The organism is Gammaproteobacteria bacterium, from assembly GCA_013214945.1.
Lineage (GTDB): Bacteria > Pseudomonadota > Gammaproteobacteria > Enterobacterales > Psychrobiaceae > Psychrobium.
On the sequence record JABSRT010000011.1, the window covers coordinates 1 to 19,789 of the forward strand.

A 19,789-nucleotide genomic window follows, 5' to 3' on the forward strand; every position below is an offset into this window, starting at 1 on the left:
ATTAGCTGATCTTGATGGATGTTATTGAATGATCTCCATCGATGTTATTAGGTGATCTCCATGGATGTTAATATGCATTCAGGGTTTTTCGGTAAAGACCATAGAGGCGTTAGCTTTTAATAACGTAGACAATAAAGGCTATTGGTAAAAGCATGAATGCCATTATTGCTAGGTTGATAGTTGGTGCGTAAGCCAGTGCGACGATTTGAGTGAGTAAGTCTGTTATTTGTTTCAAAATATTCTCCTTTAATTGTTAATACAGTTGCATTAACGGGAGATAGGTTTGCTCAGTACCAATTATTAGTATTTATTCCAATCCCCGTTATCTATAGGGTTGGTTAATTATGTTTCTCGCGGGAAACTACGGTTTTCGGGCTTTCCGTGGAAGTCATATAACATAAGGGTTACAGCCTAGAATTGGACTCTTTAATGTTTCTTATGTCGGTATGCTGCCAGTTAGAGGCAAAGAATCTTGTCAGCTCTATGTGGCTTTGTAAGCGGCTTACCTGTGGGCCCATTTTCATCACAAGTACATGTCGAGTGCTGGCAGCGCCTACTGCTATCCTCGGTTCCCATGTTAATCCGTACCGCTGTTCCGCCACGCTCATCACAAAAAATATTGATAAATCCATCTTGCTTATCCATTACTTTCCCTGTTCGCCATTAAATGAAATATCACTATGTCGTAAGCTAATTGCGCAAAAAAGTGCGCAATACAAACTGCGCAGTGCGCAAATACAAAATGTAATGGTTCGCAGCTATGAAACTAGCCTATAGCTTGATTTTATCCTTTTGGTTAGCTTCTTATTTGGGGCTTATTATTGATTTAATTAGCTGCGCAACAGTCATTCTGCGCAATTTAAAACTGCGCAATGAGTAATTAGTAACAATGCTGAATTGGCAGCTGATTGTGATTTATTCAAAGGGTGATACAACAAACTAATGCGGTATACAGACGCTATTTATCTGCTGGGGTTTGTACTTGGTTTTATACTTGCTTTAGTACTTGCTCACCACCACTCAAGCCCTCTTATTCTGCGGGTCTTTGTACTTGATTCTGTACTTGGCTTTGTACTTGATGTTGGTAATTAAAGCCTCTATCTTTGAGTTATCAAACATAGGTCTAACCCTTGGCTTTATTGACCTATAGGTATCTCATTTTGTGTCGCAATGTAGAATAATAAAAAACAGCCTTTAAAGTAAAATAGTTACTGGTTTCGGTAACTGTTGTTCCTCTATTAAGTAACTTCTGTTTGATCATTACGAATGGTAGGACACATTTAGCCATGCCAGCAAAGGCGCATAGCAATATGGCAGGACACTATGCTAAACACGTAGTAATCATCTTAGATTGGCTCATGCGTTCCGTAGCTTAGGATTTTTTATGCGGAGCAAATTAGCGGAGCTTTTTTATGATTAATACCCTATGACTTTTCGCTTTAGTAACACCACTAGTAACACCACAACAAAACACTAAACATAAAGATATTAAAATACAATAAGTTACGATACCAATTCGAGTCAGGGAGGGCACCACTTATACTTCGTAGTACAAAGCTTTATAAACACCACCTATCAAATACTATTCCAACTTTTAGAAAACGCTGGTCCATAGCTGGTTTGTCACTACGTTAAAATTTTTGACGATCCTGTCGCCGCGGCCACGAGTTTTTTGAAATCTAATTTTTTCGTTCAGCTTGAATTTTACCCACTGGTATTTTCCAATACCGCTCAATATAGTTACTTTTACATTCACAATTCTGAACTGTTTTATCATCGTGCTAATGGATTTTAGAGAGTGATTTACTGAATCTTCCTGCTTCTACTACTAAACATACACTGGCCTAGAATATTCCCTAATTTAGTTTGCTGCTAGTCAAAGCCGTTCACTCAAGCTGGAACATATTAGTTTTCAAATTCAACTAGAACCTTAGCCGCTAGGAAGACAAGAAAGTCACCTTTACAATTACTGATTTCTCGCACCGTATCGCTGGCTAAACCTTTTCTAATAGTCAAATCAAAGAAATCAATTGTGGCTTCTTCTTTTTCTATCCTAGTAGGTCGATGAGGCGGATTCATCCGCCTGACTTAATCAGTTAACTGCCGCACAAGCTACGCATCCAGCTGGACGCACTATTTTTCAGTACCTGCATAGTGACGCAAAAGATGTCAGTTTGCGATATTTTGAGCCCCTCTGGCGCCTAAGTGCATTCCGAGCCTTCAGTATCATCTCACGGCTTCCGGGGTCTAACGCCTTGGCTTTCAGCCATCCGTGGCGGTCAGCGAACAACTCAAAATCAGGCTAGATGCCGAGGGTACCGTTAATCGATAACTCCGGATTCATTGCAGACAAGCGTTAATTCTTCCTATACTCATCAAAACCCTCTTGCTGAGCATTCCGCGAGTATCGCGACTTTACACGCATCCCATTGTTCTACTGTGATGGGGTTGACGATAAAATCCTGAGTCCCCGCTACGTGCAAGGCACAGGATGGTGTAAACGCGGGACGGGGTATGTACGCCTGCTCATAATCCTCTACGAAAACAAAAGGCGGTGTGGCAGCTATATCCCAGCCGCTAATTCCAAAGCCTAAGGAATCACCTATCGCAGTGGCGGCACCACAACTTAACGTTTGCTCGGCCAACGTCTCTAGCTGGGCCGCTGTCCAACATGGGCACGTCTGAGGTGGAGGCGCGAACCCAGGGATCACTCCCCCGCCCAGCAAAGCGTACTGCGCTATGGAGGCATCTAGGGCGGCATGCGCCTTCAGGACCGCATTTGCAGACGCATTCTTGCTCTGCAAATGCTCGATGCGGTTTTTGGCGCTATGAGCTTGTATACAAGTTGAGAATAGTCCGCTCGAAGGGTCGAGATTATCGCACAAGCCACCTGAGGGGTCATTTGGAGCCCCCAGTGCGCTCCCCGCTGCGAGCAATAGACTGAAGATTAATAAAGCACTATCGCGTAGTATGTTTTTCGTTTTCATTTTCCCTCTCCCATGGTTAAGCCGTTGATTATAGTGAAAATACTGTCTCTTGTTGTTTATCCATATTGAAACAGCGCCAACACCCAGAAGCATCCATGTACTGGGCTCTGGAACTGCGGCGGGTGCCGGAGACTCCAAAGTAATGACACTACAATGCTTGAAACCGCCACTTCTAAGCCCGGCTTTTACTTTTTTATTGGGTTTAATGAATTGGTAATTTCGCAAAATCAACTAACATTCACTACACATGCTATTTTTGTTCCTAATGTTAAAAGATGATAAATATCAACCAGGCATTAAGCTACCAATATCCTGCTATAGTGGAGATGTAAAAAAACCTGACATTTTTGTACGTTATACTCAAGGAGCACGTTATAACTACCCCCGCATGCTTTGGAGAGGTAATCCCCTTGTGATATAACCTAATTGACAATTCATTCCGAGATTCCATCACGAATATAGTGAGGTGGTCCCAGTCAGGGAATTAGCTTAAATGAATCAATCAGAGTTAGCGGTAGTGACAATTGGATAAAATATCAGGCTATGCTCTTTGATTGAATTAAGCATGGTTATTATACGCTCGTAACTGGATTACCATGAGAGAGCCTGCTGCAAATTTTAATGTATGTACTCTAGTTAAATATATCGGTTCAGTGGTGATAGCTGAGATTCGATGGTTCGTTGATGCTAGAGGCACGGCTCAGGGAATATATGATAGGTTAATCTTTAGCAAAATTTCGGCCTTAGTTCGGTCTTTTACAGGTATATTTCAGTGGTATTAGCAGGGGGCTACGGTTCGTTGACGCTTGGGCTGTTCCCCTCTGTGTTGTATTAGGTCATGGTGACTAAGGTGAGCGATTAATATTAGGTTACTGTGGTAATGTTGATGCTTTAAGTCCCTCGCCCTCATAATCGTCAGATCACCTGTTCGAGTCAGGGAGGTGCCACCACTTATTTCTATATACTCCATCAAATTAAATTTTTTTCCTAAAACTAAACTGATTTCCCAATCTTTGATCATTTATTTTTGCCTTTATTGTTAACCAAATTTATCACTCAGGTGTGGTCTAATCTTCTAGCCAAGCAATACATAATGCTGTTATTTTTATCGATAAAAACAATGTAACTTACTAAAATTACAGCGTTCATCAATTTTTAAAGGTGTTTAATTCGCCAGTAACAAAATGACCAAATTTCATTTTAAGTTCAGCGATCATCGCGCAAAAGCAGTAGTGGCGGGGTTTTAAAAGATAACCAAGACCTTAGAGCATACTAAGTTAACGCTATTTATGGCATAATTCCCGCCCATTTTTAGCACTGTTACATCCGGAAAATATGAACCACTCTATTAAGCTCCTTGCGTTATCTTACCTCTCACTTTCAGCACAAAATCTTTATGCTGATGAACAAATAAATGATGATCTAATTGTTTCGGAATCTGCATGTATTGGCAGCGCCTGCGAAGTTGATCACGAATTTGATTTCGATACCTTACTCCTAAAAGGAACCAGTCCACGAATTGACTTCGTCGACACCAGCAGCTCAAGCTCTTTTCCTAGTAACGATTGGCAAATTGGAATTGACACGAGCTTTGATACTTATCAAACCTTTGTAATCAAAGATATAAATACAGATAAAAATATGCTGGTCCTGCAATCACAAGAAAGTGGCGGTATTGCCATAGGAGCCGACAGCACGCTAGAAGAAGGAGCCGTTTCTGTGGGCAGCCCTGGCGCTGAGCGTGTTATTACTTATGTTGCCGCAGGTGTCGATGATAATGACGCTGTTAATGTCAGCCAGTTTAATCAATTTTCAGATCAAGTCAGTACGACAGTAGCGGCACAAACTCAGAGTTTCAACGTTGAGTTACAATCTTTATCTGGAGAAATAAATGCACTGAGCGATCGTATCGACTCTTTAGTTACTCGAATTGAACTGCTATCTGAATTGTAATAGGAGAATTCAACGTGATTAAAATAAAGAATGCGCTTAGTGCACTGGTATTTTTAGCCTCTTTTGCCACTGCCGCGTTTGCTGATGTCGTCAAAAGTGACAATATTATCGTTAAAGGCTATGACGCTGGTGTTTTTTATCCAGATCCTAATACAAGGCCAGATTATAAACTCGAATCTTGGGGAAATTTCTGTATTGGCATGGATTGCATTAATGGTGAAGATTTCGGTTTAGTTGCCCAAATCCCTACCACAGGTTGGTTACGGCTAAAAGAGAACAACCTACGTATAAGATTACATGATGTAACAGGGACATTGAGTGCAGATAAAACCTGGTATGTTGGAGCAAATGATAGTGCTAACGGTGGCGATAGTTACCTGTCATTAGCAACTAAATCATTATCTAAATCATTAACTGTATTAGGTGATGGGGTAACCTCATACCCTTGGGTATCAGAAAGCGATCCAAATTGTCCAAATTGCTCAAATCCGCCGAGTCATGTCACTTGTGTTGCATCATATTGTACTTATATCCCCGCTCAGGGAGCGACTATTTTAGCGGTTTCAGTGACTGATTTAGGCGTAACAGAATATTCGAATCTAAAGGATTACGAAAAGCATCAGTTCGCTTATTTCTCAAGTAACGCTGTAAATGCTGTTGCAATCGGCTACGACTCGGAAGTGGTAACCGATAAAATATCTTTAGGTCGCGCAGATATGCTGCGCCGATTAGCCCATGTAGCTAATGGCCTTAAAGAAACTGATTTGATAGTAAAATCTCAACTTGATAACTTTCAAACATACCCAGCGCAGCAAGATCTGTTATCTGGCTTGCAACAGCAGATTGCTACACTCAACACGACCCTTTTATCATTAGAACAACAATTAGATGCCGCAGAGACAAAAGCTTCTAATCCGGGCTCTGATAATAAAAACATTATTGAGCGCCTTGCAGGAACCACTGGGCTAAGTTTGTTATTCTCGCTGTTATTATTGTTATTAGTTAGGCAAGTTTATCGGCCGGTATTTTTTAAGATAAAATAATGTAAGTTATTAGTATCAGTCAAATTCAGTAAGCGTTCAGCGATCTTGTTTGTAAGAGATATCTCACAATGACGTGAGAAAAATAGTAGAAAAAAAGTAACAAGCAAAATTAAATTCCAGTAATGGTATGTATTTTAACGATATATTGTTAATTTTTGAATGGGAAAACTTTACAGCACCAGCTCTATACAAACAATCAAATGACATTAGTTATCATTCTCTTTTATAATATCCCTGCTTGGAAGCAAAAGAGTTACAGGAAGTGGCTCGGTACGTCAGGGAAAGGATTTAAGACAGACACTAGGATAGTGTCAAAGGAAACAGGGCCAAGGATTGGGTTAGCTAGGATGGCTAAAGTATTAAATGACTTAATACTCAGCAAAATGGATTAACAGCTCTCAGGGAACGAAAGCAAAGGTGCAACTTGTGTTGCACCTTTGCTATTTCTACAGCTAAATAAACTTCTCAACACGACCTTTCACCAGAGAGACCGTTCTCTAACCAAATCTTTGTACAAGGCACTAGCTAAATAAAAATCTACACTCTCCTTGAGCGCAGCGACAGGATTTTTGCCACAAAGTTTAAGCTCAACTCTCGGTCACTGCAGTCGCCAACACGAGAAAAACCAATACAAATAGACCAGCATAGAACTAGTAACTTAAGTATGGTTAGATTAACTTAAAATAGACTATTTGTATCGCTCGGTAGTGGCCTGACTTTGAGCCAAGCTTATTGCTAAATCAATGGCAATAGGTTTACCAATAATAATTAACCATGTTCCTAGAGCTACAGGATTTCAGCTGGAATTTTTCAGATAAGTGATCACTGCGTTGCTTCAGTTTGAAAGGCAGTGAGCATTCCTAAAATGCTGCGCCTTGTACTAACTCACCTGAGAAGTTCTGCTTCCTGCATTATCAAGTGGTTTGGGTATAATAGTTACTAGCTCTGTCCTTAAAGGGTCATCTGGGGCTAGACAATATCCAATAGTGCTTGTTTTATTTGGCTATATTTAAACTGATATCCAGCATCAATTATTTTTTTCGGCAATATTTTTTTCCCCGCCAATAATAACTCTTCGCCCATCTGCCCCATTAATAATTTAATCACCATAGCGGGGATCCTGACAACGCAAGGCCGGTGTAACACCGCTGCTAATGTTCGTGAAAAATCCTGATTTGTTACTGGTGCTGGCGCGGTGCCATTGATCGCCCCTTCGACCTTATTATCGGTGATGCAATATAAAACAATACCGATTAAGTCATCAAGATGAACCCAGGACATCCATTGCTTGCCCTGCCCGATCTGACCACCCAAACCAAGTTTAAATAGTGGCAGCATTTTAGCCAATGCACCGCCATGCCCCAAAACAATGCCGGTACGTAACAAACAAGTGCGAATGCCAAGCTGTTGTGCCAGACGCGCCTCGGCTTCCCACTGTTGGCACAATTGGCTGGAAAAACTATTATCTGGTGCCGAATTTTCATCAATCTGCTCATCGGTTTGCCCAATCCCGTAATAACCAATCGCCGAACCGCTAATAAATAATTCTGGCTTAGTACTTAAGCCTTTAAAATAGCTGATCAGTTGTTTAGTTATTGCGACCCTACTATTTATTATCTGTTGTTGCTGGCTCTGGCTCCAGCGTTTTTCGGCGATAGGCTCACCGGCAAGATTAATTACAACATCAAATGCCTGGCTATTATTTAATTGGCTTAAATCACTGACCCCTTGCATCGGCGCTTTAACCAGCTGCGGCGATCTACTCAGTATTACAACTTCATGATTATCAGCTAAGAGCCTAGAACATAACGCAGAGCCAATAAATCCGGTACCACCAGTAACTAATAGTTTCATTTTATACTCCTTATCCCCAAGTACCTAACTGGCAATCTGATGCTCAAGGCGAGAGACTAATTTGACAATGTCTAACTGATACTGCTTCTGATATTTTATCTTTAGCTTGCTTTATATGGCTGACCTGAAATAGATATTATAGCCAATTGCATTAAAGATGTGATCTTGTTGTGCAGGGGAAATAAGCGAGAGCAACGCTGTTGCTTACAGGACGTAGGTAAGGGGTACAAGCAAGACGCGGTAGCCTTATTGTTGATTTTAACTAGTACAAGAAAATTACTAACCTATGCGGATTACAATTACACATTATTCTTTTATTTGAATTCATTGTTATTAGAACCTAGAATGTGGCGGTTCTAGTATTACATCGAACAAACTACCGCTGAACCCAACTTATCTAAAGCAATTTTTACCACTACTTTTCGCGTTATACATCGCGATATCGGCTTTAACCACCAATTTCTCCATGGTGATGCCGTGCTCTGGGTAAATTGCAATACCAATGCTGGCACTCACCTGCACCTGCTCATTCTCGGCTTCAAATGGGGCTGACATAGCAGCATTAATTTTAGCAGCAACCTTTTCTGCGCCTGCCAAATGACAATCGTCAGTTAACAAAACAACAAATTCATCGCCACCAAATCGTGCCACAATATCCTGATCTCTAACCTGTTGCCGTAATCGTAGCGCTATCATTTTTAACAGCAGATCGCCAAAAGCATGCCCTAAAGAATCATTAACTGCTTTAAAGCCATCAATATCAACAAACAAAACAGCCAAGGTGACATTCTTACGCTTAGCCTGGGTCAGCGCTTGAAAACCAAGTTCATCAAATAGGCGGCGGTTTGGTAACTCAGTTAATACATCGTGCAGTGCCATATGGCGAATTTTTTTCTCAGCCTGCATCCGTTGAGTTATTTCAAGTTGCAGCTTCAGCGTTGCTTGCGAAATTTTATGTTTCAGTTGGCGAGGTCGATCGATTATTGAATAAACCATCGCGGCGCCGACGATAGCAATCGACGCAGCAACCAACCAATACCACACAGAATAAATAAGCCCTTGCGGTTGCTGATTCAGCTTTGCTGCCACTGCCAGTTGCCAGCTTGCATTAGGTAAATAGATCGTGGCCGCCGCCAAAGGCGAATTAAAAACCGCGCCATTACCGAAAAACACATCCCCTTGTGCTCCAAGGCCATCTTTGCCACGAATCGAGACATCGTAATCTTGACGCAACTTGTCTACCACAACCTCGTCTAACAGCACATTAATATCAATAAGCACAGTAGCAAAGCCCCAAAACTTATCGACTTTAGACGATTGGTCAAAAATATAAATAGGTCGCCGAGCAATAATAGCCTGCCCACCTTGCAGTAAGTCTACTGGTCCTGAAATAATATAATTACGCTCCATAATCGAGCGCTGCGCCAGCGAACGACGATTTGGATCGGCAAGCAGATCATGACCAAGTGCCTGATGGTTATTTTCTAAGTCGGTTAAATAAGTAACAATGCCGTTGGGCGCTAACTGCAAGCTTGAAACACCGTCTAAATCGTTTTTAATTAATGACGCAAAGCGATCAAACTGTTGCGGGGTAAACTCGTCGCGGGTGATCACAAACGCTCGCAAGCTACTGGTGAGATTTAACCTGACGTTCATTTCAGAAGAAAGCAGCCCAGCAACATCATTGACCCGATTCTGAGCAATGGTACGCTGTACCAGCTGATCAGCAGCCGACTCTTTTTGCTCAATCAAATACGTCGCGAATAAGGTAAATAAGAAAAAGAAAATAGCACTCAAGCCTGGAGGCGCAGCAAGCAATAAGGACGACAAAGTGTTGACGTGCTTTTCAAAATAAAATTTTGTCCGACGGACGATGCCTCGCATTACACTCACCTAATTTATCGCAACCACGAGCATGTGGTTACTACCGTGTAATTAACGGCATCTATGACCTTTATTTTACTAAAAATTACGACTAAAGATCAATAGTACAAAAAAAGTGCACCAATAATATATTGATTATATTCCAATTAAGTTTCCGTTAACTGTTTAAACCTAACTTTGGCGATTAGCATTAACGCTTATAATAGTGCAGCGATTAATAAGCTAAAATCACCAATACGGCGCCGTATCATGTTATTTTGAACAGAGCTGTCGATTAAACAACGGGCTGAGCATGGAAAAAACACTAACAATTGGTAAACTGGCCACCGCAGCGGGGGTTCATATTGAAACGATCCGTTATTATCAGAAAATCCAATTAATCATCGAACCGGCTAAGCCAAGCAGCGGCTATCGCCAATATTCTGCGCAAACCATCGAGCGTATTCGTTTTATTAAATCCGCGCAGCAGCTCGGTTTTTCCTTAAAAGAAATTCAACAACTACTGGCGCTGGGCAGCAGCCATTGTGACGACATTCAAGCATTAGCCACTGAGAAACGCCAACGGATCCAACACCAGATCGAAGGTTTGCAAACAATCCAAGGTGTTTTAGATCACATGATAAACGATTGCCAACGTCAGCAATCAAACCAGCACTGTGCCTTTGTTGAGGCGCTGACGCACAAAAAATGCTAAAGCAATCAGTACAAACAACACCAGCCAAGTCTTGACTCCGTACCATAGCCCAGAGTGTAAGCTAACAAACTCCGCTATCGACAGTGAGTATCATTATGGTAAGTCCAAATCATTCATTAATCGCAGCAGCCCTAACAGCCATTGGTGCCTCGGTTTGCTGCGTGGTTCCATTGCTGTTGTTATCACTTGGTATTGGTGGTGCATGGATCGGCAGCCTAACCGCGATGGAGCCCTACAGCGGTTATTTCGCGATAGCGGCGTTATTGAGCTTAACAATGGCCTTTCGTCAATTATATTTAATACCGCCACGCTGTGAGCCAGGCGCGGTTTGCCAACAAACCCAGATATTAAAAAATCAAAAGATCATTTTTATCATCGTAAGCATGATCATCATCGCGATGTTGAGTTTTCCGTATTACGCTGGCTATTTCATTGGTTAATTTTCAGTTATTCACCAAAGGCATGAGGCCCAGCATGAAAAAAACCATAACTTTCGCACTGCTACTTATCATCGGTTTACTAAATTCACCGCTGTGGTCAGGCACGCTATCGACAACGCCTTTGGCCAGCCAACCGCCAACAACTAACGAGCAAAATGTCGTCTTAGTAATCAAAAAAATGACCTGCCAGCTATGCTCTATCACTATTCGCATAGCGCTTGAACGCGTCAATGGCGTTAATTCAGCCTGGGTCGATTACGCGACAAAAACAGCAATGGTGAGCTTTGACCCCACCATTACCACTATCGACAAAATCGCTGCCGCTGTCACTAACTCAGGCTACCCAGCGCACCAGCAATAATGCGATTAACCCCCCATTGGAGTGACCAATGACCGATAACATTTCAGATCAAATCGAGGCAACGAAAATAAATGCTAGCTCGCCGCCAAACCATCAAAAAAAGCCACTGCATGTCGCGATAATCGGCAGCGGCTCGGCTGCTTTTGCCTGCGCGATAAAAGCCGCAGCGCAAGGTGCCACAGTCACTATCATTGAAGCGGGCACCTTAGGCGGCTGCTGTGTTAATGTCGGCTGCATACCGTCTAAAATCATGATCCGCAGTGCCCAGTTTGCCCAACAACAGCGCAATAATCCGTTTTGTGGCCTTACAAATCAGCCACCAATAATTGACCGAGAATTACTGGTACAGCAGCAACAATCACAAGTAGAACAACTGCGAACGGCTAAATATCAACAAATTTTAGCCCGCAACCCGGCCCTAACATTAATTAATGGCCGCGCTAAATTTAAAAATAGCACCACCTTAACGATCACTCACGCCGATGATAACCGCAGCGAATTAACCGCCGATCGGATCTTAATTGCCACTGGCGCACAGCCTTACATCCCAAACATTGAAGGCATAAATTCAGTCCCTTATTGGACATCGACCCAAGCAATATTCGCGGCATCTTTACCAAAACACTTAGTGGTTATCGGTTCGTCGGTGGTCGCAGTTGAATTAGCGCAGGCTTATCAACAATTAGGTACTCAAGTTACGCTATTAGCTCGTCATTCTTTGTTATCGAAGCAAGATCCAGCACTAGGCGCAGGACTGCAACAAGCGCTTGAAGCACAAGGCATGGTGGTAAAAACCCAAACCCAAGCGCAAGCCGTGACCTTTAGCGATGGCACTTTTGAGTTGCTGTTAAATAATGGCCGATTAACTTGTGACAAACTGCTGATTGCCGCGGGGCGCCAGCCTAATACGGCACCACTGGCTTTAGAAAAAGCAGGCGTAACGACCAATCAGCAACAGGCCATTATTGCCGACGCCCAATTAAAAACCAATGTTGAACACATCTACGCCGCAGGCGATTGCAGCACCCTGCCGCAGTATGTTTATGTGGCTGCCGCCGCAGGCACCCGCGCGGCCATTAACATGACTGGTGGCCAAGCCAGCCTTGAACTGTCGACCATGCCAGCGGTTATTTTTACTGAGCCACAAGTGGCCACAGTAGGCCTAACCGAAACTCAAGCCGCCCACATGGGCATTGCGACCACCAGTCGACAATTAAATTTAAACCAAGTGCCACGCGCCATCGTAAATTTCGACACTCAAGGCTTTATCAAGCTAGTGATCAATAGTGACAATCAACAATTAATTGGGGCCCAAATATTAGCGCATAACGGTGGTGAAATAATTCAAACCGCCGCGCTAGCCATTGTTAATAACATGACCATAAGCGCATTGGCCCAGCAATTGTTTCCGTATTTAACCATGGCCGAAGGCCTAAAGCTGTGCGCACAAACCTTTAATCAAGACGTATCGCAACTGTCTTGCTGCGCGGGGTGAATAATTAATCCAGCGCTAAATGGTGCGACTCACACCAACGTTTTAGCGCTAATTTAATATGTTGCTGCTCAAAATCATACCAGTCATCCATCAGTTCATGCTGGTTTAACAAACGCTTAAACTGACCATAAGCTCCCTTGCGACGAAAGAACCCATAAGCGCGATCTAATTGCTGCGGCAAACTCTGCTCAATAAAACTCAACGCTAAATCACGGCCAAGATCCAGCTCGCTTTTATCAGGTGCCATAACATATTGCTCGTTATCCGATAAATCACTAGGTAAGTCTTCATCTTCACACAAGTCATCATCAGCCCCCGTCACCCAAACCTTGCCAGTTTTCAAGCAAACATAAGCTAATGTTTCAATGCCACAGCTCTCACCCGACGCCACCATTTCTAACGCTTCGGTTAAATCGTCTAAACTAACTTGTGCCATAAAATATTCCTACTGTTAATAGATCTTGCGACAATTATGCGCTAAAAACAGAGCATAGCTGAGCCGTTAAATTTAATCGCTATTATAAAATACTATCGTAAAACGGTGCTGTAAAACTTGTGCTTCCGGCCCGATGTAAGCGGTTTAAACTAAGTGGCTTCAGTTGAACAAAAACACACCACTCACCGCTTAAGCGCAATAAAGTGTAGTTTTATCACACTTTTATGCGCATTAAAGTGTGAGCCATGCTGGTCGATGGCAATACCCTATAGAATACTTGAGAAAGTAAAACCGATAATAACAGCTCGTTACGCACACTCTACCCAACAAAAACTGGCTAACCGTTTACCAATATTGAATAACTCCCAGTTTTACCCCCTAGAGCGGGTAATTTGACTTTTACCCGCTTCAGGGGGTAAAGTTGCATTTACCCCCTATAGCGGGTAAATAAATTCCATCGCTTAGTGTAATTGGTGCCATCATGAAAATAACGACAGCTAAACAATTAAGTAGTTTTTTGAAAGATACCCGCAAAAGTCAGGGAATTTCACAAAATAAAACAGCCAGTACAGTCGGCATAAAACAAGATACTATTTCAAAATTCGAAATGTCCTCTGCTAATGCCCAAATAGATACAATGTTTAAATTATTGTCAGCACTCAATCTAGAACTCAACATAACCCCAAGAAGCCAGCACCATAATTCGTTACCAAATAACTCAACACAAGATCAAACGCCGACTGAGTGGAATGAAGAATGGTAGATTTAAACGTGCTAATGAATGGTTATCATGTCGGTATTTTTAGCAAAAACCCGCAAGGAACACATTCTTTTACCTACAGCAAAAAATGGCTAACAAACCAAAATTCACGGCCAATTTCGTTATCAATGCCCTTGCGTCAGTCTCCTTACATTGGCGATGAGGTCTACAATTATTTCGATAATTTATTACCTGACAATAGTCAAGTTAGAGACCGAATTGTAACGAGACACCATGCAAACTCAACCCAGCCTTTTGATTTATTATCAGCGATAGGACAAGACAGTATAGGAGCACTACAGCTCATTCCTGCAAATTATCAAGCACCTGATATTAAAAAAATAACAAAAAAATCACTTACCGACAGCGCGTTAGTGAAAATAATAAAAGGTTACCAGTCCAATATTCCGTTAGGCATGCTCAAAGAGAACGATGATTTTCGTATTTCTATCGCAGGAGCGCAGGAAAAAACAGCCTTATTAAATTTGAATGACCAATGGTATTTACCCACTGGATCGACACCTACAACCCATATTCTAAAATTACCAATCGGCACTATTGTGAGCCATTCTCATACATTAGATATGACCGACAGTGTCGAAAACGAGCTCGTGTGCATGCAGTTATCTCACGCTTTTGGATTACCTACAGCACATTGCAACATATTAAACGTTGGTGATGTAAAAGTATTATCTGTTCAACGCTTCGATCGAAAAAAATCTAGTGATAATCAATGGATAATGCGCCTTCCGCAAGAAGACTTTTGCCAAATACTCAATAAGCCAAGTGGTTTAAAGTATCAATCTGATGGCGGCCCTGACATTAAAGATATTATGAACGTACTCCTTGGATCAGACCAACCACAGCGAGACAGAGCAACCTTTATGATGTCTCAAGTTTTATTCTGGCTATTGGCAGCATCTGATGGTCATGCTAAAAATTTCTCTATTTTTATCAACCCAAAAGGCGGATATCAGTTAACGCCGCTGTACGACATTATGTCCGTCTATCCTGTGATGGGCAGTAAGGGGCTAAACAAGCGGGAAATAAAAATGGCTATGAAATTAAACTCTCCAACCACTGCCAAAGGCACTTATTTGTGGGAGCGAATTTTTCCTAGGCATTTTATTGCCACAGCCAAAGCTTGCGGCTTTAGCCAAGAAGCCATGCAAGACATCTTGCAAAATTTCAAACAACAAGCCCCTTTAGCAATCGCAACCGTACGTGCCAATCTTCCTAAGAATTTCCCCACGAAAATAAGTGAAACCATCTTCGATGGTGTATTAGAAAGAGCTAAGCGACTTTAAGTACTTAACTTTATTTTTCGTCGAGATGTTTGTAATGGTTGTTAATTATTTCCGACTTTTTAAATTACTCTGCTTAGTAAAAAAGCGCCATTTCTGGCGCTTACATTCACTATATTTACTTACACGCACCCGGAGAGCGACACGCACAAGTGCTTGGTGCATGGCATGCATGCCCCTCGCAGCGTGATGCCTCTAACGATTGGCCTCCAAACAACTCATTGGTAGGAAAAGCCCCAAAATGCTTTTCATATAACAGCACAGTTTCGTCAAACGCAGCTTGCAAGCTCTTTTGATCATCATCACCATAAATTCCAAAGTATGGATAATGATGAACAAAATAACCAAACACTGCATTACAGTCGTCAGCATAACTTTGGGTATCTAAAATATGCTCGTGCCAAAACTTATCCACCAACTTGCTCGGTACAAATGACAACTTCGGATACCATTTCTTAAGCGACAACAACTTGCGATATTCACACTCAGCAAAGTCACATAAACTATCGCTCCAGCTACTTTCTGATGACTTGGTTAACTTCCATTTCAACTTATCAAAATTAAGCAAGGCGACTTCTGGCTCAAAAGCTATGAAACGCTCAGTGCAGGGGATTAATGGTGCTGTTTTAGCATGATGAATCTCTGTATTTAACTGCATATTCCTATTCCTTATTTACGTTCCAACACTTTGATATGTCCAAATTCATTATGGGAAGACATTTTAATAACCTTATCGTGATAAACGGGGATCAAAACTAGACCTTGAGTGTAAAACGGCATTCCAACTACCTCACAAGCGACTTCCTCAAGAGACTCATACACACCATCAATTGTTGATACACGCGCAACTATTTTCCATCCAATCATTTTTAACTTCCTTCTAAAAAAATTAATTAAGTGCAACCAATTAGCTACACCTTCGCTTGATATAGCTTTCTAAATTTTTACGGTGAAGAAATACTTGCGGCTTAATCACACCGCTGTCATTTTTGATAATCAGACGGTAATGACCTAGTTTGAAACGAATAAATCTTCTATTTTGCTGCAAGTAACGCCCGCCTAAAATTTTCAAATTAGTACCTGCATTAAGCTGATCTAATAAATAAAAGGCACGCGACAAATAGCGAACTGAAACTTGAGGGGGAAAACTTGAGAATAATTTTTCTAGGGTGTGCATAAGATGCTCCAATTAATTAACTGGAGCCATCATGAGATTGTGCCGGGCACAACCAAGGATTAGTTTAAAATTTGTTGTAAATAATCGAACGCTTCTTGGGATTCATCTTCAATATTTTTTATTTTACGTCGCAACGAGTCAACCACAGGCAGTATTACCACCGCTTGCTGCTCAAGCTGAGTTAACAACAGCTTCGCGCGACTAAAGTCCTTTTTCTCAAAACAGTCTTCGGCTTGCTGATACAACTGCTGATAACTCGCCCAATCGATCCCTTCACCCACCATCACTAACAACGGTGACAAATCATCTAGATTCTCGCTATAAAAAGGCGAGGGTAATTTTTGGGTAAACAAATCAAACTTAGGATCAAGCAAGTGTTGTTCAATTACCTCAATTCGCTCCATATCAATACCAAAACAAAAATAGGCCAAATATTGCGACTGTTGCTGCTGATAAAGCATCGAAAAATCACGTGTTCCAACTCCATTCCTCGTTTCATAATAATGTTGAAACAACTGCTTAATATTTTTTGTCTCCATAAAAGCGTACAAACATAAAATATTAAATATGGCATGGCTACGGTTGCGGATCACCAAATGACGATCAGTATCTTTGCTGGTGGGATTCTTAACCACCGTTTTAAGCACGATAACCTCACGATAACGAAGTGCGTCACCGCTGCGCTTTGTCAGCACATTTTGTAACATATCATGAATTTTTTTTGGTAATTTCAACCTACTATCTTGAGCCAAGAATCTCAGGGCAAACTGCCCAATAGTGAGCTCTTCAGTATCGATAATTTTATGATTAACCATTGTAGCGATCACATAACAAATCACGTACATCGTTTCGACTATATCTTCGCTGCGATTTCTCTGATAACAAATTCACCGCTTCATAACCTTTGATACAAGAATAGACATAACCGCGACGGCTATACGATGAATACCCCACACGCTCGTCATGATAGCGACCATAAATATAGTTAATCACCCCTGCACATTGTCCCACTTTAATCGCCTCTACCTTAGTCAAGGTAGCAATACCTAAGGCGCTGTTCGCTTCTAGCGCTTCTTTACAAGAATCACCCAGCGTAGATAGTCGATGATCTTTTAATAGCGCGACACCAGTACAAGCCCCTAACTCGATAAGCTCTGTTTTACTAAACAATACAAATGATGATGACACCATCTCTTCGTATTCCTTGCAATCGCTATGTAATGACACCTTAGCCTGTGCATTATTGGCATTGACCACAACGAAACACAGCAGCACACTCAATATAATTAATCGCATAATGACAACTCCTCATGACAAGAAGAAAATGCCCGATAAAAAATTATAATATTCAGCAATGAACTAACAACACTCAAAACATCTGCTGTTACACCATTCATTAAACGCCCCAATACAAAAGGAGCATCTTTTTCATTTATCAAAATGGCAACCATTACCAAAGCACCGAAATAAATCGCTAATTTACAATAACTAAATAACACCCGGTTAAAAGCATTCGCTAACATCGCCAAGCCATAGCGTTTCACCGAATAATGTCGAGTTTTACCCTTTAAACTATAAAGTGCAGTCACAATAATCAAACCAACAAAAAATAACTCAAGAGCATCAATAACAGTAACATTAGTTACCGAACCAACCCCAACAACTGCGACTTGGGCTGTTGCCGCATAGCTGGCAACCAGTAAAGAAGAGAGTAAAACAACTGAGATTAGCAGCGTGAAAAGATGTAAGAAACTAGCAAACCAGCCACATGGGATATGCCGATAAAAATAAACGCCTCGCGGATCGCACAAGCGTATTTTTCGACGCACCTTTTCCATAAGCTGCAATTCACGGCCAGTCACACTGGGATCGAATATAGCACGGTGTGAAAGAGTGTTATTAATTTTTGAAGGGATTACACTCGAAGCGTCTACCGCTGTGCTGTTGCCCCGGGATTCATCATCTAAAGTGGAGTTAATTGGTAACGTTAGTGGCTCAGATTGGTTGGCCGAAATTTCTGGTGACAAACTCATTGGCATCCCTTGCAGAAAAAAGATGCATTATATATACAAAACAATTAGATAAAACATTTATTTCTCAACTAACTAACCAACATACACATCGATATTTATATTACTCTTCGGAACTCTTGCTAATCAAAAATGGCTAGAAGCACCGCATCATTAAGCAAAAAACTCTTAATAGTTGAATGATTAGGTTGGCAAGATCACGGTGTGGTTTTATCGTAATTGTTTTTAAAATCAACTAAAGCAATCCCAGTTATGGTACTCTCACATCCATCAATCGGTATCGAATACAAGGGATTACATTTTGATCTTAAAGGATAAGTCTTCTATTAACGCCACTTCGGCAACCGCTAAAGCAGGTCTAAAACAAGAACAAGATGTGGCATTTTATCTGCGAAGAAGTTTCAAAGATCACGAGCAAGTATTAGTTTTTAATGATCTCAAATTTTGCTACAACGACGAAACCGCTCAAATCGATCATCTCATTCTTTACCCGTATGGTTTCATCCTGATTGAGTCAAAAAGTATTACTGGTGAAGTTGCGGTCAATAAACAACAAGAATGGTCCCGTAGTTACCAAGGGAAATGGCAAGGCATGCCGTCGCCAATCAAACAAGTTGAATTACAGCAAGCACTCTTAAGAGATCTCATGTTTCAACACCGAGATAAAATCTTAGGTAAATCATTATTCCAACAACAAAGTTTTGGTGGTCGTTGCTGGCACAATGTTTGTGCTATTTCCAGCAACGCAATTATCGATCGTTCTGAAATGCCTGCCGACATTTCAGAACAACTGGTAAAATCGGAGTTTTTAGTCGACAAACTTAAAAAGATAATGAAACTAAGACATAAGATTATTAACAAGCTTAATTTTATAGATACTCGCCCAAATTTTTCAGCTGATGAAATGGCGTCAATTAGTGATTTTTTGCTAAGCCAAGACATTTCTAATGGCAAACAACCAACAGCATTGATCAATGAGAACCCCACAGAACCAAACGTGGTATCGGAAATAAAAGATACGCCTAAAATTGAGCTGCCCGCCACTAAATCAAACGCCATTAATCTATGTTGCTCAAAGTGCCAAGCAACTACACAGCTAGTACCCAGCCACGGCAAGTATGGATATTACCTAAAATGCCAGCAGTGCAGCGGTAATACCGCGATGAAACTGCCCTGCCCGCATTGCAACAGCAAGCAAGCGAAAGTCAGCAAAAGAAAGAATAATTACAGCTTAAATTGCACCGATTGTGACCAACAAACTAAATACGAAATTAGTTAAGAAATACTTGCCGCAGTTCAAAATATCATTAATACAACAAGTAACACGGCCCCGCTCGGCTTTCTTAAACATAAGAAAGCCGCTGAGGGGTT

The 19,789-nt window shown here is 41.4% G+C and carries 20 protein-coding genes; 10 read left to right on the top strand and 10 right to left on the bottom strand.

All coding sequences use genetic code 11. The annotated features are described in order from the left end of the window. Positions 1-942 precede the first annotated feature (942 nt). Positions 943-1,092: a hypothetical protein gene (locus HRU23_10020; protein ID NRA54469.1), complete on the top strand. Its 150-nt coding sequence runs from the start codon at positions 943-945 to the stop codon at positions 1,090-1,092. A gap of 1,283 nt (positions 1,093-2,375) precedes the next feature. Here HRU23_10020 and HRU23_10025 read toward each other — a convergent pair. Further along, complete coding sequence (locus HRU23_10025) at positions 2,376-3,218, bottom strand: PEP-CTERM sorting domain-containing protein (GenBank protein ID NRA54470.1); 843 nt, start codon at positions 3,216-3,218, stop codon at positions 2,376-2,378. Between the two features lie 1,104 nt (positions 3,219-4,322). On the opposite strand from HRU23_10025, the gene HRU23_10030 reads away from it, so the two are divergent. Both HRU23_10030 and HRU23_10035 read left to right on the top strand, forming a co-directional pair. Beyond that, entirely contained in the window at positions 4,323-4,940 is a 618-nt protein-coding gene (locus HRU23_10030; protein ID NRA54471.1) for a hypothetical protein, read from the top strand. 14 nt (positions 4,941-4,954) lie between these two features. After that, positions 4,955-5,983, top strand: a complete 1,029-nt coding sequence (locus tag HRU23_10035; protein NRA54472.1) for a hypothetical protein — start codon at positions 4,955-4,957, stop codon at positions 5,981-5,983. Positions 5,984-6,952: 969 nt separating this feature from the next. Here HRU23_10035 and HRU23_10040 read toward each other — a convergent pair. Both HRU23_10040 and HRU23_10045 read right to left on the bottom strand, forming a co-directional pair. Continuing rightward, positions 6,953-7,837 (bottom strand): TIGR01777 family protein, encoded by an 885-nt coding sequence (locus tag HRU23_10040; GenBank protein ID NRA54473.1) that lies wholly within the window; start codon positions 7,835-7,837, stop codon positions 6,953-6,955. A 393-nt stretch (positions 7,838-8,230) separates the two neighbouring features. Next, positions 8,231-9,721 carry a sensor domain-containing diguanylate cyclase gene (locus HRU23_10045; protein NRA54474.1) on the bottom strand — a complete coding sequence of 497 codons (1,491 nt, stop codon included), beginning with the start codon at positions 9,719-9,721 and terminating at the stop codon, positions 8,231-8,233. A gap of 292 nt (positions 9,722-10,013) precedes the next feature. Between HRU23_10045 and HRU23_10050 the strand changes: the two genes are divergently transcribed. From HRU23_10050 to merA, 4 genes are all read left to right on the top strand, one after another. Further along, positions 10,014-10,415 (top strand): MerR family transcriptional regulator, encoded by a 402-nt coding sequence (locus tag HRU23_10050; protein ID NRA54475.1) that lies wholly within the window; start codon positions 10,014-10,016, stop codon positions 10,413-10,415. A gap of 95 nt (positions 10,416-10,510) precedes the next feature. Continuing rightward, complete coding sequence (locus HRU23_10055; GenBank protein NRA54476.1) at positions 10,511-10,855, top strand: mercury transporter MerT; 345 nt, start codon at positions 10,511-10,513, stop codon at positions 10,853-10,855. 34 nt (positions 10,856-10,889) lie between these two features. Next, positions 10,890-11,216 carry a heavy-metal-associated domain-containing protein gene (locus HRU23_10060; GenBank protein NRA54477.1) on the top strand — a complete coding sequence of 109 codons (327 nt, stop codon included), beginning with the start codon at positions 10,890-10,892 and terminating at the stop codon, positions 11,214-11,216. A 28-nt stretch (positions 11,217-11,244) separates the two neighbouring features. Further along, positions 11,245-12,711: a mercury(II) reductase gene (gene merA / locus HRU23_10065; GenBank protein NRA54478.1), complete on the top strand. Its 1,467-nt coding sequence runs from the start codon at positions 11,245-11,247 to the stop codon at positions 12,709-12,711. A 4-nt stretch (positions 12,712-12,715) separates the two neighbouring features. Here merA and HRU23_10070 read toward each other — a convergent pair whose 3' ends face one another. Beyond that, positions 12,716-13,147: a hypothetical protein gene (locus HRU23_10070; protein ID NRA54479.1), complete on the bottom strand. Its 432-nt coding sequence runs from the start codon at positions 13,145-13,147 to the stop codon at positions 12,716-12,718. Positions 13,148-13,628: 481 nt separating this feature from the next. Between HRU23_10070 and HRU23_10075 the strand changes: the two genes are divergently transcribed. Then, entirely contained in the window at positions 13,629-13,910 is a 282-nt protein-coding gene (locus HRU23_10075) for a helix-turn-helix domain-containing protein (GenBank protein NRA54480.1), read from the top strand. Beyond that, positions 13,904-15,214 (top strand): type II toxin-antitoxin system HipA family toxin, encoded by a 1,311-nt coding sequence (locus HRU23_10080; protein NRA54481.1) that lies wholly within the window; start codon positions 13,904-13,906, stop codon positions 15,212-15,214. The genes HRU23_10075 and HRU23_10080 overlap by 7 nt, the downstream gene beginning before the upstream one ends. 115 nt (positions 15,215-15,329) lie before the next feature. Here HRU23_10080 and HRU23_10085 read toward each other — a convergent pair whose 3' ends face one another. The 6 genes from HRU23_10085 to HRU23_10110 are packed head-to-tail and all read right to left on the bottom strand — an operon-like array spanning position 15,330 to position 18,415. After that, positions 15,330-15,824 (bottom strand): hypothetical protein, encoded by a 495-nt coding sequence (locus HRU23_10085; GenBank protein NRA54482.1) that lies wholly within the window; start codon positions 15,822-15,824, stop codon positions 15,330-15,332. 56 nt (positions 15,825-15,880) lie between these two features. Then, the gene (locus HRU23_10090) at positions 15,881-16,078 is read right to left on the bottom strand and encodes a hypothetical protein (GenBank protein ID NRA54483.1); all 198 of its coding nucleotides are present in this window, start codon (positions 16,076-16,078) and stop codon (positions 15,881-15,883) included. Between the two features lie 40 nt (positions 16,079-16,118). Further along, entirely contained in the window at positions 16,119-16,388 is a 270-nt protein-coding gene (locus HRU23_10095; protein NRA54484.1) for a hypothetical protein, read from the bottom strand. 59 nt (positions 16,389-16,447) lie between these two features. After that, entirely contained in the window at positions 16,448-17,203 is a 756-nt protein-coding gene (locus tag HRU23_10100) for a hypothetical protein (GenBank protein NRA54485.1), read from the bottom strand. Continuing rightward, positions 17,196-17,684: a hypothetical protein gene (locus HRU23_10105; protein ID NRA54486.1), complete on the bottom strand. Its 489-nt coding sequence runs from the start codon at positions 17,682-17,684 to the stop codon at positions 17,196-17,198. Before HRU23_10105 ends, HRU23_10100 begins: the two co-directional genes overlap by 8 nt. Then, positions 17,675-18,415 (bottom strand): hypothetical protein, encoded by a 741-nt coding sequence (locus HRU23_10110; GenBank protein ID NRA54487.1) that lies wholly within the window; start codon positions 18,413-18,415, stop codon positions 17,675-17,677. The genes HRU23_10105 and HRU23_10110 overlap by 10 nt, the downstream gene beginning before the upstream one ends. Before the next feature lie 304 nt (positions 18,416-18,719). Here HRU23_10110 and HRU23_10115 point away from each other — a divergent pair, with 304 nt between their 5' ends. Next, entirely contained in the window at positions 18,720-19,697 is a 978-nt protein-coding gene (locus HRU23_10115) for an NERD domain-containing protein (protein ID NRA54488.1), read from the top strand. The last annotated feature ends 92 nt before the right edge of the window (positions 19,698-19,789 follow it).

Bases quoted from the DNA above. Each gene is read 5' to 3' on its own strand.
- HRU23_10020 (NRA54469.1), top strand. From the start codon at position 943: ATGCGGTATACAGACGCTATTTATCTGCTGGGGTTTGTACTTGGTTTT.
- HRU23_10030 (NRA54471.1), top strand. From the start codon at position 4,323: ATGAACCACTCTATTAAGCTCCTTGCGTTATCTTACCTCTCACTTTCA.
- HRU23_10040 (NRA54473.1), bottom strand. From the start codon at position 7,837: ATGAAACTATTAGTTACTGGTGGTACCGGATTTATTGGCTCTGCGTTA.
- HRU23_10045 (NRA54474.1), bottom strand. From the start codon at position 9,721: ATGCGAGGCATCGTCCGTCGGACAAAATTTTATTTTGAAAAGCACGTC.
- HRU23_10050 (NRA54475.1), top strand. From the start codon at position 10,014: ATGGAAAAAACACTAACAATTGGTAAACTGGCCACCGCAGCGGGGGTT.
- HRU23_10055 (NRA54476.1), top strand. From the start codon at position 10,511: ATGGTAAGTCCAAATCATTCATTAATCGCAGCAGCCCTAACAGCCATT.
- HRU23_10060 (NRA54477.1), top strand. From the start codon at position 10,890: ATGAAAAAAACCATAACTTTCGCACTGCTACTTATCATCGGTTTACTA.
- merA (NRA54478.1), top strand. From the start codon at position 11,245: ATGACCGATAACATTTCAGATCAAATCGAGGCAACGAAAATAAATGCT.
- HRU23_10070 (NRA54479.1), bottom strand. From the start codon at position 13,147: ATGGCACAAGTTAGTTTAGACGATTTAACCGAAGCGTTAGAAATGGTG.
- HRU23_10075 (NRA54480.1), top strand. From the start codon at position 13,629: ATGAAAATAACGACAGCTAAACAATTAAGTAGTTTTTTGAAAGATACC.
- HRU23_10080 (NRA54481.1), top strand. From the start codon at position 13,904: ATGGTAGATTTAAACGTGCTAATGAATGGTTATCATGTCGGTATTTTT.
- HRU23_10090 (NRA54483.1), bottom strand. From the start codon at position 16,078: ATGATTGGATGGAAAATAGTTGCGCGTGTATCAACAATTGATGGTGTG.
- HRU23_10095 (NRA54484.1), bottom strand. From the start codon at position 16,388: ATGCACACCCTAGAAAAATTATTCTCAAGTTTTCCCCCTCAAGTTTCA.
- HRU23_10100 (NRA54485.1), bottom strand. From the start codon at position 17,203: ATGGTTAATCATAAAATTATCGATACTGAAGAGCTCACTATTGGGCAG.
- HRU23_10105 (NRA54486.1), bottom strand. From the start codon at position 17,684: ATGCGATTAATTATATTGAGTGTGCTGCTGTGTTTCGTTGTGGTCAAT.